The following is a 17,049-nucleotide window of genomic DNA, read 5'->3' as shown; positions in this document are numbered from 1 at the left end:
ATGTCATGGCCGATGTCACTGAGAGAATGCTGCGCCTGCTCGCCACATTGCAGAGCGGGCAGGCGTTCACCGGGGAGGAACTATCGGCACGCCTGGAGGTGAGCCCTAGGACGCTACGGCGAGACGTCGAGCGGCTACGAGGATATGGGTACCCAGTGACTACGCGGCCAGGTCCAGGAGGTCACTACCAACTCGCCGCAGGGCAGCGGGTGCCTCCGCTCGTGCTCGATGACGAGGAGACTATTGCTGCAGTAATCAGCTTGGCCACCCTCGCCACGAACGCTCCTGCGCAGCCAGGAACTCTCGGCGACGCCGCCAGTCGTGCGTATGGAAAGATCGATGCACTCTTACCGGCACGACTACGACGCAGAGCCTTGACCCTGCGCATGAGTGTCGAAGCGGAACGGCGCATCGCGCCGAGCGTTCACGCGGTGGCACTCGGAAGTATCGGGGATGCCGTCGCCGCTCAAGAGATCGTCACGTTCGGCTATGTTGATGCGCGCGAGAACGTCAGCAGGCGCCGAGTGGAACCGCACCGCCAGGTCTATATCGAACTGCGCTGGTACCTGCTGGGGTGGGATCTTGATCGCGAGGACTGGCGTATCTTCCGCACCGACCGTATCAGCGAGTTCCACAGCACGGGAACGCGGTACGAGCCAAGGCCGCTCCCTGCCGACAGTGCTGTGGCATACCTGCGATCCGGGCTCGGCGAGACCTTCCACAGGGTGCGCATCACCATCGACGCCCCAATAGCCGCCGTCGCTGACGCCCTCCGGCACGAAGATGCCCGACTGAGCTCGGTGAACCACACCCGCACCGAGGCCTTACTCGCACTCGACTCGTGGCAACGAGTCCTGCCAGCACTGAGCTACCTCGACTCGAACTTCCGAATCGAAGCCCCACCCGACATGGCAACCGACATCACCCAGTTCGCCCGCCGACTCACCGCAGCCGTCCAAGCTCACGACTAGTTAGCCATCCACCCCTGTTCTTCTGAATGGACGCAGGCTACGTCCAAGTCTTAGGAGGTGAAGGGTCAGAACCCGATTCCGCGCTCACGCGGCGAATCTGGGCCTTGACGCGAGGATGGTTCGGGCGAAGAGATCCGCCGTTGACGCTGTTCGGCTTGTTGCTGCGCGCGCGCTCGCTCGACGCGTTTGCTCTCGATGAGTTTGGCGGCATCGTTCACCGGGAGGCTGCGGAGTTTCTCACTCTCGGTACGAAGCATGGCTGCGCGTGCGCGGGCGTCGCGGGCGTTACGGTGTGGGTTGAGGGCGTGCATCCCGTACTGGTGTGCGCGAGCGTTCTCAGGCCCGTACTCGTGGGCCAAGAGCGCCAGGCGCTCGTTGCGGTGACGTTCACCGGTCGCGGTTCGTTCGGTGCGCGCAGCCTTTACAGCTTGGGCGGCTTCGCTTACGCGGGGATCGGCTTCTGCTCGCCGTTCTGCGACCTGTGCAGCCCAATCGGGTAGTGCGCTGGGGGTTCGTGGCGGTTCAGCCTCCCACGCATCGCGAAGATGTGTTCGGATGGTTGCTGCTTGGTCGCTCACAGCACGGTGCTCGTCGCGAGCCTTGCGTCGCCCGAACCGCCCAACAGTGGCGAGGCGCGCGCTCGCCGTCCTCTCTTCCTCGACGCTGGCAAGGTATGCCTCGCCGTCGCGTTCGGCTTGCTCCGCGAGAGGCGCGGTGACCTCGGCACGCACCCGCGCCGCTTCTTCCTCGGCCTGACGAAGCACAGCGGCGTCCTTCTCCTTCTCGACCGTGTGTGCGGCTAGTTGGGCGTCGAGCCTGTTCGCGGTCTGCTCCCACCGCTCAGCCGCTCGTTCGGCACGCTGGGCCTCCCTGTCGAGTCGGACGAGTTCTTCGGTGACGCGCCGGATCGGGCCGTTTTTGACGATGCCGCGTACTGCTTCGACGGACTGTGCGGTGGCATGGTCGAGGCCGCGGTCGGCGGGGTCACGCTTCACCGCATCAACGAACTGCGCCCGCGCATCCGCCATATCCTCGGCAATGACATGCAACCGGTTGTGCTCGCGGCCTCGTGTCATACCGACGTAGACGCCTGCTGCGCTCGACGCCGCTGTGAGCATCGTGTGTGAGACGTTGACGGTTGCGCCTTGGACGCCATACGCAGTCGCGGCATAGGACAGGTGCGCGTATTCGCTCACGTACTCAGGCGGGAGGACGACGGTGCGCGGGTTTCTGCGCCCGCTGCCGGTTTCGCGAGCGTACATGGTACCGTCGTCGGTGACGTGCTGGACGATCCACTGTTGCCGGTTCGCCACGTCAAGCGCGGTGTCGTTCTTCCGCGTCTGGATCAGATCCCCCCGACCGATAGGCAGTTCATCGCTGCCAGTCACTGTGATCGTGTCATCGACCTCACCACGCTCGACCCGTCCTGTGCGGATGCGCTCGTTCAGGGCAGCGGCTTCGTCGTTCGAGGCGACCGTAATCGCATCACCTTGGGTAGCGTGCTCCGTGATTTGGTCGCGGGCCTGCTCCTCGTCCAGGTGCAGCGTCACCAGCCCCATCGCGGTGAGCCGGTCGAACACGTCGCCGGGGTTCTCACGGTCGCGCATCGTCAACGTGAGGGCCGCGTATGCAGCGTTAGCGAACCGGTGCAGTTCAGTCATATCGTAGGTGCGGCCTCTGATCTGGGCGGCCATGTCGAGCACACCACCCCGGCCGACGGCGGGCAACTGGGCGCGGTCGCCGACGAGCGCGATAGTTGCGCCTGCCTCGGCGGTCACAGTGAGGAGGGCGTGGGCGGTGTCTTGGTCGAGCATCCCGGCCTCGTCCACAATCACCCGCTCACCTCGCAACAGCCGCGCCTCTTTCGGCGGGCCGGTGTAGGTTCGCCCGGTGTCGGGGTCGGTGTCGCCGCGAGTGAGGCGTGTCCATACGCCGTCGCGGTTCCATCTCCATCCGTGCGCGTGCACGAGTGCTGCAACGCTCGTGGCGGGTATGCCGAGTTCGTCGTGCGCGACCTGCGCCGCGCGCAGCGTCGGCGCAACCACCCGCGATCCCCGCCCGTGCTCGGCGGAGACGTCGATGGCGGTGCGCAGCATCGTCGTCTTCCCGCTCCCCGCAGCGCCCTCTACGATCACCAACGGATCAGACGACGCAACCGCAGCAGCAGCGACCGCCTGCCCGTCATCCAGCCCCGCCGCGCGTGCGGCCTCGGTCACCTCCGGGTGGGCGGGCTCTTGCTTCGGTGTGCTGGCAGTGAGTTGGTCGCGGAGCGCGGTTTCGGCGGCGACCACGGTGAGGCTGGTCAGGTGCGCGACATGCTCCGGCATCGCCGCATCCGGTGGGAGCACGGAGAAGCAATCCGAGACCGCCAGCACGGTCGCCATCGTGATGAACTCGCGCAACTCAGCGGGGGTCGCTCGTACGCCGTGTTCGGTGGTGATGCGGGTGACGTGCTCCTGCACTGTGTGCCTCGTCCATGCCGATGATGCAGCGGCGCAGCGATCCAGCGCACGGGATGCAACCTCCTGCACCGCAAGATCATCCAACAACACCGAACGCTGCACGGTGCGGCGTTGACGCGCAGCGGGGTCGTATCCGGCGTCGGCGAGTTCCTGCACCCACCACTGCTCATTCTTCAAGTCAGCGGGCTTCTTTCCAGGCCGTTCGTGTGTCCAGGCGATGCCTTGCAGCCGCGCTGTCATCACCGGGCCGAGCCCCTCTCCGGGATGCTGCTGCTCCCATTCGGTTTCGAGGCGGTCAAGGTTGCGTCTGATCTGGGCCGAACGCTTCGACATCACCCCGTTGAATGGCTGCAACTCCACCACCTCACCGGACACTGGGTCGAGCGTCAGGCCGTGCTTTGCGAGGGTCTGTGCGAGGTGCGGGTGCGCGGCGATGACCGCGGTGCCGAGAGCGCGGATCGCGCCCTGCTGCTTGAACAACGCCGCAGTATCGAGCGCCCGCCACTTCCCAGCCGCAAACACCCGAGTACCGATCTGCATATGGATATGCCGGTGCGGATCACCAGCCCGCGATGTCTTGTGAGTGATGCCGACGACCTGCATCCGCTCGATAGACAGCACTTCCCGTTGGTCGCGCGGCCCGACCCTTGTCACCGAGTGCTGGCCAAGCCAGCGTCGAATCTCTCCCAGCGCGTCCTGCTGCGCCGCGTCCAGCGCCGCCGACACTTCGGGGTGGAGCGCGGCAGCGACCGAAAGGCTCTTGGGGGCGTTGATCGTCATCTCTGCGAACAACGGCGACCCCTTCGACCTCTCGCCGGGATTGCGTGGGGTGCCCATCGACTTGCCCGTGACAGGTTCCGTCCAGTCCACCCACCCCTCATACTCCTCAGCGGTCAGCGAACGAGTGGAAGCGATCTCACCGTGAGAGTCGAGCACCGCGTACTCAGCCACGGCGTCGTCCGCGCCGAGGTAGTACTCGTCCGCGCGGGAGCGGTCGGCCTCGACATAGCGGCGCGCGGCAGCACCTGTGCCGCGGAACAGGATCACCCCGCCCTTCATCTCGGCCTCCCTCATGAGTCGCCTCATGAGGAAGGTGCGCACCACGGCCCAGCCGTGGCATACGTGCATGGACTGGTGACACATGGGCTGGTGACACATGGACTGGTGTCAGTGGGGCTGCGTGACGAAGAGGCTTATCTTGGCGGGAGGGCTCCGCGGAGCATTCTGTTTGCGTGGTGAGCGAGGTAGGCGCGGAAGTCGTCCGGTGATTCGATTGTGAACTCGATGTCGGTGAGTGTAAGGGAGAGCGCAAGCCATTCGTATGAGTCGACGTGGGCCGTGTAGCGGCATTCCTGTTCGCTGATTGGTTCGATGGTGCCGTCGATGCGGTAGAGGCGGTCGGCTGCGTGTTCTGCGCTTTCGTGGAGGGTGAGAACTACCGTGCGTTCGGGGACGCCTTGGAAGTGTGTGCGGAGGTATGCGGGGAGATCATTGGCAGGCAGCGTGCGTGGATGGAAGTGCTCGTCGCCGATCGGAGTAGTGCCCCATAAAGTGGTGTAGCCGCTCGGTGGCCATGCGCCCCATTTCGCGAGCACCTTAGGTGAGTCTTGTCGGGGGGTAGACGCGAGCCTGTGCGCCTGCTTAGAATCGAAGGCTGTCCGCGCCACCCAGGAGCGGCCGATGCCAGGAGGATGCCATGAGCACGACGACGAACGCCCCGATCGCTGCCGCCCGCGCCCTCCGCACCCGCGTCGGCTTCGCCGGGCGCCGGTAGCAGCCAGGGATCTCCCCGTCGCGAGCCCCGCTCGCCCCGCCGTGCCAGCGCCACGCTGAGCCCGGCACCGCACCGCCATCGCGACCCACCGGTCGCACACATCATCGCCGGCCCATCCCGCCCGCGATTCCGAAGGATCCCCCATGTCTGCCACGCCCCCGGACCATTCGACAGAGCAGAAGCCCATCGGGCACCTGGCAGCGCTCTCGCGCCTGCTGCCCTTCCTGCGGCCGGTGCTGCCGCGCCTGCTGTGGGGCACCGCGGCGGCGCTCGTCTCGGCGCTGCTGAGCCTGGCGACGCCGATCGCGATGCGCGCGCTCGTCGACGGCCCGCTCGCCGACGCCGATTCGGCCGCCGTCTGGCCGGTGGCGCTCGCGATCCTCGCGCTCGCGCTCGGCGAGGCCTTCTTCGTCTACATGCGGCGGTTCCTCGTCACGCTGCCCTCGACCAAGGTCGAGGCGTCGATGCGCCGCTCCCTCTATGCGAAGCTGCAGGCGCTGCCGGTCGCGTTCCACGACCGCTGGCAGTCGGGCCAGCTGCTCAGCCGTGCGGTGCAGGACCTCGGCATGATCCGCCGCTTCACCGCCTTCGGCGCACCCCTGCTGGTCGTCAACGCGATCACGCTGGTGGTCGGCATCGGTGTGCTCTTCTTCTGGAGCCCGCTGCTCGCCGGCGTCTTCGTGGTGCTCTCGGCGCCGATCGTCTTCTTCGCGCTGCGCTTCGAGCGCCGCTACTTCACGATCTCTCGTGCGGCGCAGGATCAGGCGGGCGACCTCGCGACCACCGTCGAGCAGTCGATCCACGGCATCCGCGTGCTGAAGGCCTTCGGCCGCGGCCGGCACGCCCTCGAGGGCTTCACCGACCAGGCGAAGACGCTGCGCGAGACCGAGATCGACAAGGCGCGCATGGACGGCAGCCTCTGGATGTGGCTGACGATCGTGCCCTACATCTCCTACGCCGTCTGCCTGTTCCTGGGCGTCTGGCTCGCGGCGAGCGGGCAGATCACGGTCGGCACGCTCTTCGCGTTCTTCGCGGTCGCGATGGTGCTCAACTGGCCGATCGAGTCGATCGGCTTCCTGTTCGCCTTCCTCATCGACGCGTCGAACGCGTCGCGCCGCTTCCACGAGATCGTCGACTCCGAGAACACGATCGTCGACCCCGCCTCGCCGGTCTCGATCGCCGAGCCGAGGGGCGAGCTCGTCTTCGAGGGCGTGCGCTTCCGCTACCAGGACGCGCAGGAGCACGAGCGCGACCTCGTCGACGGCGCCGACCTCGTGATCCGGCCTGGCGAGACGATGGCGCTGATCGGCATCACCGGCTCCGGCAAGACCACGCTCACGGCGCTGCCCGCCCGGCTCTACGACGTCACCGGCGGCCGCGTGCTGCTCGACGGCGTCGACGTGCGCGACCTCACGCTCGAGGAGCTGCGCACCCACGTCGCGATGGCCTTCGAGGACGCCACGCTGTTCTCGGCCACCGTCCGCGAGAACGTGCTGATGGGTGCCCCGGATGCGTCGGAGGAGGCCCTCGACCGCGCCCTCGCGATCGCGCAGGCCGACTTCGCGCGCGACCTGCCGAAGGGGCTCGACACGCAGATCGGTGAGGAGGGACTCTCGCTCTCCGGCGGCCAGCGGCAGCGGCTCGCGCTCGCCCGGGCGGTCGCCGCCGACCCGGCGGTGCTCGTGCTCGACGACCCGCTCTCGGCGCTCGACGTCGAGACCGAGGCACAGGTCGAGGAGGCGCTGCGCCACGTGCTCGAGCGCACCACGGCGCTCATCGTCGCCCACCGCCCGAGCACGGTGCAGCTCGCCGACCGCGTCGCGCTGATGCGCGACGGCAGGATCGTCGACGTCGGCACCCACTCCGAGCTGCTCGCCCGCAGCGAGCACTACCGCTACGTGATCTCGAGCCTCGAGGAGGCCGAGCGCGACAGGAAGAGCATCGAGACGATCACCGGCTCGATGCAGACCATCGACGTCGAGGACCTCGATGCGCAGACCGAGGGGGTCTCCCGATGACCGTCCAGGGCGTGCAGGGCGAGGACCGCACCGACTACACCAAGGCCGAGTCGAAGGCGATCCGCGCGCGGTCGCGCAAGCTGCTCGGCAGCCTGCTGCGGCCGCACGTGGCCAAGGTCGTCGTGACCATGATCCTGGTCGTCATCGCGGTGGCCGCGAACATCGCCGGGCCGATGCTGATCGCCTACGGCATCGACCGGGGCCTGCCGTCGATCGTCGAGCGCGCCGACTGGATGCCGCTGTGGGGCGCCACGGTGGCCTACATCGTCGCGGCGGTCGTGGGCGGCGTGCTCATGTACTTCTACACCGTGGGCGTCGCGCGCATCAGCCAGACGGTGCTGTTCGAGCTGCGCCGGCGGCTGTTCGACCACGCGCAGCGGCTGAGCCTCGAGTTCCACGAGTCGTACACCTCGGGCCGCATCATCGCCCGCCAGACGAGCGACCTCGAGTCGATCCGCGAGCTGCTCGACCAGGGCCTCAACGAGCTCGTGCGCGGCGTGCTGTTCATGTCGTTCACGGGGATCGCGATGGCGATCCTCGACCCGCTCTCGGGGCTGATCATCGGCATCGCGCTCATCCCGGCCGTGCTGCTGACGCGCTGGTTCCAGGTGCGCTCGACCGTGCTGTTCCGCGAGACGCGCACGACCAGCGCGCGCATGATCGTGCACTTCGTCGAGACGATGACGGGCATCCGGGCGGTGAAGGCGTTCCGCAAGGAGGGCGCCAACCAGCAGGAGTTCGACGAGCGCGTCGACGACTACCGCGACGCGAACTTCCGCACCATCAACATCTTCGGCATCTACGAGCCCGGCATCATGGCGATCGGCGCGATCACGATCGCCACGCTCGTGCTGGTCGGCGGCCTGCGCGTCGCCGACGGCACCATGCAGATCGGCGCGCTGCTGGGTGTCGCGCTCTACGCGCGCAACTTCTTCCAGCCCATCCAGGGCATCGGCATGTTCTTCAACGGCTACCAGTCGGCCTCGGCCGCGCTCGAGAAGATCTCCGGCGTGCTCGAGGAGGAGCCGACCGTCAAGGAGCCGGTCGCGCCGCGGGCGCTGCCCGCCTCGCGCGGCCAGATCGACTTCGACGGCGTCGAGTTCGCCTACGGCAGCGGCAAGGTCGTGCTGCCCGACTTCGACCTGCACATCCCCTCGGGGCAGACGATCGCGCTCGTCGGCACCACCGGCGCCGGCAAGTCGACGCTCGCCAAGCTGGTGTCGCGCTTCTACGACCCGACGCAGGGCTCCGTGCAGCTCGACGGCGTCGACCTGCGCGAGCTGACGAACGACGACCTGCGTCGCGCGGTGGTGATGGTGACCCAGGAGGCCTACCTCTTCTCGGGCACCGTCGCCGACAACATCGCGCTCGGCAAGCCGGGGGCGACCGACGACGAGATCGAGACGGCCGCCCGCTCGGTGGGCGCGCACGAGTTCATCGAGGCGCTGCCCGACGGCTACGACACCGACGTCAACAAGCGCGGCGGCCGCGTGAGCGCCGGCCAGCGGCAGCTGCTGTCGTTCGCGCGCGCGTTCCTCGCCGACCCGCGCGTGCTGATCCTCGACGAGGCGACCGCCTCGCTCGACATCCCCTCCGAGCGGCTCGTGCAGCAGGGCCTCACGACGCTGCTCGCCGACCGCACGGCGATCATCATCGCGCACCGCCTCTCGACGGTCGCGATCGCCGACCGGGTGCTGGTGATGGAGCACGGCCGCATCATCGAGGACGGCTCGCCCGACGAGCTGATCGCCGCTGGCGGCAAGTTCGCCTCGCTGCACCGCGCCTGGCGCGAGTCGCTGGTGTAGCCGCCGCGCTGGTCGAGGAGCGCGCGCTCGCGCCGATCCTTGACCAGCGGAGGCGTCAGCCGGCTACGGCCGCGTGAACCGGTCGAGCGCCACCGCCTGCCAAGGCTCCAGCTCGATCGCGGCGACGCCGCCCGCGACCTCGATGACGGATGCGCAGTCGGGCACCACGACGTCGCAGTAGCTGCCGTCGGGGAGCGTCACAGGCACCTGCACGGCGACCGGCTCGTCGTCGAGCTGCACGATCATGGCCGCCGTCTCGCCGCGGAGCGAGACGTAGGCCGACTCCATCGACGACTGCTCGGTCACCGGCGCGTCGACGACGCGGGTGCGCCACGAGACCAGCTCGAGGGTGCCCGGCCAGCGGTGCTGGCAGACCCACGCGCGGTCCTCCCAGCCATCGACGATGCGGTCGGGCACCTCGTCGCCGGTGCACGACGCATCCGCCACCGACCCGTCGGCCTCGAGCGCCGGACCCTGATCACGCTCCGAGAAGGCGTAGCCCGAGTGGAGCGTCGGCGGTCCGTAGTCGGTCGCGAGCATGACGGCGGTCGCTGCCGACAGCTCGCGGCCGTCGCGGTAGGAGAGCGTGGTGCCGTTGCGCTCGGTGTCGTGGTTGACGAGGAAGGTGCGCGCGCTCCGCTCGAGCAGCCCGTAGGAGTCGGGGTCGAGGTCGGCGAGCGCCCTGGCCGAGCCGTCCTGCACGAACGAGCCGACGCGCTCGGCCCAGCCGAACTCCCACACCGTCGAGAAGCCGGTGTACTGCTCGGGCTGCACCGGCTCGCCCGCGCCGCGGATCACCTCGCTGATCACCGGTGTGCCCTCGGGCAGCGCGGCGACGATCGCGGCGACGTCGTCCGGGTCGATGTGCTTGGCGGCGTCGAGGCGGAATCCGGTGACGCCGAGCGAGAGCAGGTCGTCGAGGTAGGCGCCGATGGTCTCTCGCACGCGGGGCGACTCGGTCGCGAGGTCGGCCAGGTTCTCGAGCTCGCAGTGCTGGATCACGAACGGCTCGGTGTAGCCGTCGATGTCGTCGTCGGGGTTCCGGTCGCAGTCGTGGAAGTCGGCGCGCGAGTAGGTGCCCGGGTACGCGTAGTGGGTGAACGCGGTGCCTGCCCAGCCCGAGCCCGACTCGACGCCCGCCATGTGGTTGATGACCGCATCCGCGTAGACGTCGACGCCCGCCTCGCCGCACGCGGCGGTCATCGCGGCGAACTCGGCGCGGGTGCCCAGGCGCGACTCGACCTGGTAGGAGGTCGGCTGGTACGACCACCACCACTCGGTGCCGTCTGTGCCGGGCACGCCGGCGGTGCGGCCGTCGACGTGCTCCTGCGGCGGCGAGGTGAGCACCCAGGCGACGCCGGCGTCGCTGAGCACGCCGCACTCGTCGGCGATGGCGTTCCAGCTCCACTGGAAGAGCGCGACGCCCGTGTCGCGGCGCTCGGGTGCCGCGGCCGCGCAGCCGGTGACGGCCAGCACGGCTGCCGCGACGACGGCCGCGACCAGTCGACGCATCAGCGGCTCACGCTCGCGCGAGCGGCGTCAGAGGCTCTTGCGGCCGATCGACTCGCCGTACTCGTTCTCGCCGATGATCTCGAAGCCGACGGCCTGGAAGAACCTGCCGGGGCCGGTCTCGCCCTCTTCCCAGACCGCGAAGACGCTGTCGAAGCCCTGGCGCTTGGCCTCCTCGGCCACCTGATCGACCGTGAAGCTGCCGACGCCCTTGCGCTGCGCGTCGCCCGCGACGTACATGCGCAGGATGCTCGAGCGGTACTCCTCGCGGTCGACCTCGGGGTCGAAGTTCGCCATCACGAACGCGACGGGCTGCTCGCCGTCGAAGATCACCCGCTGCCAGGAGCTCTGCGTGTTGACGAACTCCTCGAGGCGGGCGTTGCCGGCGAGGAACGCCTCCTGCCCGCGCTTGAGCGTCATGCCGTTGGCAGCGACGATGTTGGCCGCGTTCAGCTCTTCGAGGCGCAGGTTCTCCATGGCCACACCGTACCAGCGAGATGCCGCACGCCAAGTGGGCGCCGGATGAACGCTGGGAGTCGGCTGACCGGCTGCGCCGCGTCAGCCGATGGGGGTGATGCGGATGCGTCGGGCGAGCTCGGTGGGATCGGCGATCGCGCCTGCCTGGGGCGAGAGCACCGCTGCCGCCGACCACGCCGTCGCGCGGGCGAGCTGCTCCTCGAGCGTCGCGCCCTCGGCGAGCGCCTGCGCGATCGCGGCGACCGCGGCGTCGCCGGCGCCGGTCGGGTTGCCGTCGAGCACGTGGTCGAGCATCGCGTGCCAGGCGCGGCCGTCGGGCAGCACCGCGAGCATCCCCTCGACGTCGAGCGAGGCGAAGACGGTGCCGTGGCCGAGCGCGGCGAGGCGGCGGGCGGCGTCGAGCGGGTCGCTGCCGCCCATCGCGTCGAAGAGCTCGTGGCGGTTGGGCTTCACGGCGGTGGCGCCTGCGGCGACCGCGTGCGGCAGCTGCGCGCCCCCGACGTCGACGATCACCGGCTTGCCCGCGGCGAGCGCGATCTCGACGACGCTCGCGCACAGGTGCGCCGGCGTCTCCGGCGGTAGCGAGCCTGCCGAGACGATGACCCGGGATCCGGCTGCCTCGGCGCGCACAGCCTCGAGCACGCGCTGCCAGCTGGCGGCGTCGATGGCCTCGCCGGTCTCGTTGAGGTTGGTGGTGCCGGCCGGCGTGACGATCGCGGTGGTGCGCCGGGTGGGCGCGTCGACGTCGATGAGGCGGTGGGGGATGCCGGAGCGGTCGAGGTCGTGCACGAACAGCACGCGCACCGGCCCGCCGATCGGGGCGATGACCATCGCGGGCTCGTGGTGCTGCCGCAGCACGCGGGCGACGTTGACGCCCTTGCCGCCGGCGCAGGCGAGGCCGGTGGGCACCCGGTGGCTGACGCCGACCCGCAGCTCGTCGATCGTGTACGTGATGTCGATCGCGGGGTTCGTGGTGACGCAGAGCACGGGGGCCTTCGCGTCAGCGGTGGGTGCGACGCTCGGGTCGTCGGCGGTGGTCGCCATCGAGCCTCCTCGTCGCAGCTGCCCGCGTCGCGGGTCGCTTCGATCATCGCATGGCGACTGATGGCTCGACACGCCGCCGGGGCTTGACCGATTCGAACACACGTTCGAAGATGGAGGGATGGGGATGGCATCGACGAGGCTCGAGCGCCGCACGGGGGAGGACCGCACAGCGACGGTCGAGGCGCTGCGCGAGCGGCTGCGCAGCATGCAGGAGACGGTGCCGCAGCAGGCGCCGACGCTCGACGAGTCGGCGCCCGCGGGGCTCGACGATGTCGTGCGGAGCCTGCGCCCCGGGGCTGCGCACAGCATCGAGTCGCGCAGCCTCGCGCTCGCCTGTCTCGGCGCTGTCATGCCCGCCGGGGGCTGGGGCGCGATCGTCGGCATGGCCGATCTCGGCATCGAGGCGGCTCGCGACCTGGGCGTGGCGATCGACCGCATCGCGCTCGTGCCGCAGCCGGGCCGCGCATGGCTCGACGTGGTGGCGAGCCTCGCCGATGCGATGCCGGTCGTGCTGGCCGCCGCGCCGCCGCGGGTCGCGCCCACCGACGCGGCGCGCCTCGCCGCCCGGCTGCGGCAGTCGTCGTCGACCCTGCTCGTCGTCGGCCCGTGGCCGAATGCAGCGACCGTCGTGCGCAGCGTGCGGGCCGAGTGGGGCGGCCTCGCCGACGGGGATGGCCGCATCGCGACCGGCAGCCTCCTGGTCGAGGCGGCCGCCGGAGGGGCGCCGAGGCTCGCGCGCATCCCGATCGCCGGTGCCGGTGCGCCCGAGCCGGTGCTCGGCGACGCTGCGCTGCTGATGCAGCCGGCGGCCTGAAACCTTCCGTCCTGGGAAGGTTCTGGGAACGTCAGAAATGCGTTGCTCTGCCGGGAGGCGCGGCGTAGCCTGACCCGGACAGAGTCGAGAAGGCTGCAATCTTCGGGGGCGATCATGTCGGCAGCGAGCGCAGGCACAAGCCTCCGCCCGCTGCGCCTTGCCCTGGCGATCGCCGCGGCGTCCTTCGGTGCCGTCGGCCTCTCCCTCATCGGCGGCGCCTCCGCGGCCAGTGCTGCCGACGACGACGGCCGCGACCTGCTCGGCAGCCTGGTCGGCGCTGCTGCAGCACCGGTCGACGCGCTGGTCGACGAGCTCGGCGCGACGCTCGATCCGGTCGAGGCGATCGTCGAGCCGATCACGGCTCCGGTCGTCGCCCCGGTCGCTCCCGTCGTGCAGGCGGTCGTCGCAGCGCCCGGCGCTGCCGGCGACGCGACCGAGGCGCTCGCGCCCGCGCTGCAGCCGCTCGCGCCCGTGACGCAGCCGGTCGAGGCGGTCATCGATCATGCCGTCGCGCCGATGGTCGTGCCGGTGCTCGACCAGGTGACCGACCCGGTGCTCGATGCCGTCACCGGCTCGGTGCTGTCCCCGGTGCTCACGGCGCTCGACCCGGTCGTCGACACCGTCGACGGTGCGGTCGAGGCGCTGCCTGTGGTCGACGACCTGCTCGGCGAGCGGCCGGTCAGCGCGATCGTCGACCCAGTCCTCGAGGCGGGCGTCGAGGTCGTCACCCCTGGCGCGCAGGTGATCGAGCCCGTGGTCCCGACTGCTCCGCCGGTCGTCGAGGCCGGGCCGGCGCTCGTGCCGGAGGCCGGCGCCGAGGAGCCGCTGCCCAGCGACGCGGCCGCGCACGCCTCCGAGCCGGGCGTGGCGCCCGACGTCGTCGACGCATCCGCCCCCGTCGCGCTCGAGCGGCGCAGCGTCGCCGGCGCCGCAGCGACGGCTGGATCCCCGACGTCCAACGCGGGCACGCCCGTGATCCGAGGGGCTTCGCCGCCGGATCGCGATGCCGCCGACGTCCGCGCGCCGGCACAGCCCGCCGCTCTGCCCTCGGGCTCGAGCGGTGCCACGGCCGGCTCGTCGCCGCCGTCGGCGATCACCCATGACCACCTCCTGCTCGCGCCCGCGAGCGGTGAGGCCGGTGCGGTCGAGTCCGACCGCATCCCCAGCGCCCCTGTGGAGGAGCTCACCGCCAGCCCTGATTGAGCGATCCGGGCCGTGCCATGCGCGCGGCACGCAGCCGTTCCGGAGCGGAGCGGCAGATCACTCCATGAAAGGGAAGAGCGATGAACAAGCTCATGAAGCGCGCGCTGTGGACAGCAGCGCTCGCAGGCGGCCTCTGGGCCGCAGGCACTGGCGTGGCCAGTGCGGCGGAGACCGACGATGTCGGATCCGGATCGTCGGTGCTCGGGGTGGGCAGCGGCCTGCTCTCGGGCGTCGAGGCGATCGTCGACGTGGACGCGCTGGTCGACCTCGGTGACGGGGTCGCCGGCGACGGCGTGCTCTCGGACGTCTCGGCGGCGGTCGACGCGGATGCTGTGGTCGACCTCGGTGACGGGGTCGCCGGTGACGGGGTGCTCTCGGGTGCCGAGGCGGTCGTCGACGCGGATGCTGTGGTCGACCTCGGTGACGGGGTCGCCGGTGACGGGGTGCTCTCGGGTGCCGAGGCGGTCGTGGACGCGGATGCTGTGGTCGATCTGGGTGACGGGGTCGCGGGTGACGGGGTGCTCTCGGGTGCCGAGGCGGTCGTAGACGCGGATGCTGTGGTCGACCTCGGTGACGGGGTCGCCGGCGACGGCGTGCTCTCGGACGACTCGGCGGCGGTCGACGCGGATGCTGTGGTCGACCTCGGTGACGGGGTCGCGGGTGATGGGCTGCTCTCCGAAGCGGTGGCCGACGTGGAGGCTGACGTGATCGTCGACCTCGGCGATGGCGTCGTGCACGATGACGTCCTCGATGAGGCGGTCGTGGCGGTGGACGCGGATGCGGTCGTCGACCTCGGTGACGAGGCTCGGGGCGACGACGTGCTCTCCGGCGTTGAGGCGGTCGTGGATGCGAACGCGGTCGTGGACCTGGGCGACGGGGTCGCCGGCGACGGCGTGCTCTCCGGCGCCGAGGTGGTCGTGGACGCGGATGCGGTCGTGGATCTGGGCGACGGGGTCGCCGGCGACGGCCTGCTCTCGGGCGCTGAGGCGGTCGTGGACGCGGATGCGGTCGTCGACCTCGGCGACGGGATGGCGGGCGATGGCCTGCTCTCCGACACGGTGGCCGACGTGGAGGCTGACGTGATCGTCGACGTCGGCGACGGCGTCGCTGACGACGGCCTGCTCTCTGGAGCTGAAGCGGTCGTCGACGTCGACGCGCTGGTGGATCTCGGCGACGGGCTGCTCGGTGGCGCGGCTGACGAGGGCGATGCGCTCTCCGGCGTCGTGGCCGACGTGGCTGCTGACGTGATCGTCGACCTGGCCGATGGGGGAGCGGGCGATGGTCTGCTCTCGGATGTCGGTGCAGCGATCGATGCCGACCTCGTCGTCGAGCTGGGCGATGGCCTGCTCGGGGATGGCGTGCTCGGTGACGGTCTGCTCGGTGATGGTCTGCTCGGTGAGGTCGATGCCGACGTGATCGCTGATGTGATCGTCGACCTCGGCGATGGCGTGGCGGGCGATGGCGTGGCGGGCGATGGCCTGGCGGGCGATGGCCTGCTGCCCCATGTCGACGCGATCGTGGATGCGGATGCCGGCCTCGACCTGGGCGACCTGCTCGGCGTGGATGCCGACGTCTGCCTGGCGGTCTCGCTCGGCGGGCTGGCGGGCGACTGCGACTCGCCGGCTTCGCCGGTCGATCCTGCAGATCCGACCGTGCCGACCGACCCAACGGTCCCGACCGATCCGACCGTGCCGACCGACCCGACTGTGCCGACCGACCCGACGGTGCCGACTGACCCCACCGTGCCGGTCGACCCGACCGATCCCACGGACCCGACGGTGCCTGCCGACCCGGCCGACCCCGCCGACCCGGCTGATGGCAGCGGTGCCGGCGACTCCGGTGCCGAGGTCGGCAGCGGAGGCGGATCCGACCAGCCGGCGGTCAACAAGACCGTGCAGCGCATGCCCGTGACGGCGGATGCCGGCACGGCGCGCGCGTCTGGCTCCGGCTCCGGCTCCGGCTCCGGAGGCATGCTGCCCCAGACCGGTGCCGGCTCGGGCGAGCTGCTGCTCCCGGCGCTGACGCTGCTGGCGCTCGGGATGCTGCTGCTGGCGCGACGCCGCGTGCACGTCACGCGGTGAACAGAGCGGGTGCGGGACGCGCTGGGTTGCGTCCCGCACTCCCGCATGCCCGGGCGTGACGGTCCGGGCGCGACGGGCACCGCACACGACGGCACCGGACCGCCCGGCGCGACGCGCCGCATCCGCTTGACGACGATCGAACGTATGTTCGATCATGGAGTGTGGACGAGACGACGAGCAGCACCGCGGTGCGGGTGCGCACCAGCCGGGTGGGCGTGCTGCGCGTGCCCGACTGGCCGGTGGTGGTGGCGCGGCAGACGGGCGCGCTGCCCGGCGGCGGCGAGCAGGGCAAGCCCGGCGCGATCGTGCACGCGCTGCGCATCGTGGCGTGCGACGAGGGCGCCCGAGCCGACGGCGTGCGGGTGGGCATGCGGGTGCGCGACGCGCAGGCTGCGTCGCCCATGCTCGCGCTCGCGCCCGCCGACCCGGTGGGCGAGGCGCTCGCCTTCGAGCGGGTGGTGCGCGCGGTGCTGGCGGTCGTGCCGGCGGCGCAGCCGATCGGCGACGGGGCGCTGGCGTTCCGGATGCGCGGGGCGAGCAGGTTCTACGGGTCGGAGTCGCGTGCCCTCGACGCGGTGCGCGGCGCGCTCGAGCAGCTCGGGCTGAGGGCGAGCTTCGGCGTGGCCGACGACCGATTCACGGCGGAGCTCGCCGCCGGCGCCGACCGCGAGGCGATCGTGCCGCCCGGGCGCAGCCGTGAGTTCCTGAGCGCGCTGCCGGTCGGGGTGCTCGGCGACGACGAGCTGCCGAGCATGCTGCACCGGCTCGGCGTGCACACCCTCGGCGGCTTCGCGCAGCTGCCCGACGCGAGCATCCGCGACCGCTTCGGCGAGGCGGGGCTGGTGGCGCTCGCCCGCGCCCGCGGCGACGACGACCGGCGCGTCGACGAGG

Annotated in this window: 10 protein-coding genes and 2 pseudogenes; 8 read left to right on the top strand and 4 right to left on the bottom strand. The window is 70.6% G+C overall.

What is annotated here, in order from left to right:
• Positions 1 to 5 precede the first annotated feature (5 nt).
• Together Q9250_RS14235 and Q9250_RS13770 are read left to right on the top strand one after the other, a co-directional pair.
• Positions 6 to 167 (top strand): annotated as a pseudogene (locus tag Q9250_RS14235) (HTH domain-containing protein); the annotation flags it as partial.
• A 207-nt stretch (positions 168 to 374) separates the two neighbouring features.
• The gene (locus tag Q9250_RS13770) at positions 375 to 971 is read left to right on the top strand and encodes a helix-turn-helix transcriptional regulator (RefSeq protein ID WP_306232469.1); all 597 of its coding nucleotides are present in this window, start codon (positions 375 to 377) and stop codon (positions 969 to 971) included.
• Positions 972 to 1,036: 65 nt separating this feature from the next.
• Here Q9250_RS13770 and mobF read toward each other — a convergent pair whose 3' ends face one another.
• Positions 1,037 to 4,507, bottom strand: coding sequence for a MobF family relaxase (gene mobF, locus Q9250_RS13765; protein ID WP_272027553.1), 3,471 nt, complete (start codon positions 4,505 to 4,507; stop codon positions 1,037 to 1,039).
• Positions 4,508 to 5,350: 843 nt separating this feature from the next.
• On the opposite strand from mobF, the gene Q9250_RS13760 reads away from it, so the two are divergent.
• Positions 5,351 to 7,225: an ABC transporter ATP-binding protein gene (locus Q9250_RS13760; RefSeq protein WP_306232468.1), complete on the top strand. Its 1,875-nt coding sequence runs from the start codon at positions 5,351 to 5,353 to the stop codon at positions 7,223 to 7,225.
• Positions 7,222 to 9,030 carry an ABC transporter ATP-binding protein gene (locus tag Q9250_RS13755; protein WP_306232467.1) on the top strand — a complete coding sequence of 603 codons (1,809 nt, stop codon included), beginning with the start codon at positions 7,222 to 7,224 and terminating at the stop codon, positions 9,028 to 9,030. The genes Q9250_RS13760 and Q9250_RS13755 overlap by 4 nt, the downstream gene beginning before the upstream one ends.
• A 63-nt stretch (positions 9,031 to 9,093) precedes the next feature.
• Here the strand turns inward: Q9250_RS13755 and Q9250_RS13750 are convergent, their stop codons facing one another.
• From Q9250_RS13750 to Q9250_RS13740, 3 genes are all read right to left on the bottom strand, one after another.
• Positions 9,094 to 10,542: an alpha-amylase family glycosyl hydrolase gene (locus Q9250_RS13750; RefSeq protein WP_306232466.1), complete on the bottom strand. Its 1,449-nt coding sequence runs from the start codon at positions 10,540 to 10,542 to the stop codon at positions 9,094 to 9,096.
• Positions 10,543 to 10,569: 27 nt separating this feature from the next.
• Entirely contained in the window at positions 10,570 to 11,016 is a 447-nt protein-coding gene (locus tag Q9250_RS13745) for a GNAT family N-acetyltransferase (RefSeq protein WP_306232464.1), read from the bottom strand.
• Positions 11,017 to 11,097: 81 nt separating this feature from the next.
• Positions 11,098 to 12,060: a 1-phosphofructokinase family hexose kinase gene (locus Q9250_RS13740; RefSeq protein ID WP_306232462.1), complete on the bottom strand. Its 963-nt coding sequence runs from the start codon at positions 12,058 to 12,060 to the stop codon at positions 11,098 to 11,100.
• A gap of 124 nt (positions 12,061 to 12,184) precedes the next feature.
• Between Q9250_RS13740 and Q9250_RS13735 the strand changes: the two genes are divergently transcribed.
• The 4 genes and pseudogenes from Q9250_RS13735 to Q9250_RS14225 form a co-directional block, all read left to right on the top strand.
• Entirely contained in the window at positions 12,185 to 12,874 is a 690-nt protein-coding gene (locus Q9250_RS13735) for a serine/threonine-protein kinase (RefSeq protein ID WP_306232460.1), read from the top strand.
• Between the two features lie 114 nt (positions 12,875 to 12,988).
• The gene (locus tag Q9250_RS13730) at positions 12,989 to 14,077 is read left to right on the top strand and encodes a hypothetical protein (protein ID WP_306232459.1); all 1,089 of its coding nucleotides are present in this window, start codon (positions 12,989 to 12,991) and stop codon (positions 14,075 to 14,077) included.
• Between the two features lie 80 nt (positions 14,078 to 14,157).
• Positions 14,158 to 16,158, top strand: coding sequence for an autotransporter outer membrane beta-barrel domain-containing protein (locus Q9250_RS13725; RefSeq protein ID WP_306232458.1), 2,001 nt, complete (start codon positions 14,158 to 14,160; stop codon positions 16,156 to 16,158).
• 161 nt (positions 16,159 to 16,319) lie between these two features.
• Positions 16,320 to 16,754, top strand: a pseudogene (locus Q9250_RS14225) (Y-family DNA polymerase); the annotation flags it as partial.
• Positions 16,755 to 17,049: the final 295 nt, after the last annotated feature.

This window comes from Agrococcus beijingensis, from assembly GCF_030758955.1.
Classification (GTDB): Bacteria; Actinomycetota; Actinomycetes; order Actinomycetales; family Microbacteriaceae; genus Agrococcus; species Agrococcus beijingensis.
This window is presented reverse-complemented; position numbering and strand designations above follow the sequence as displayed.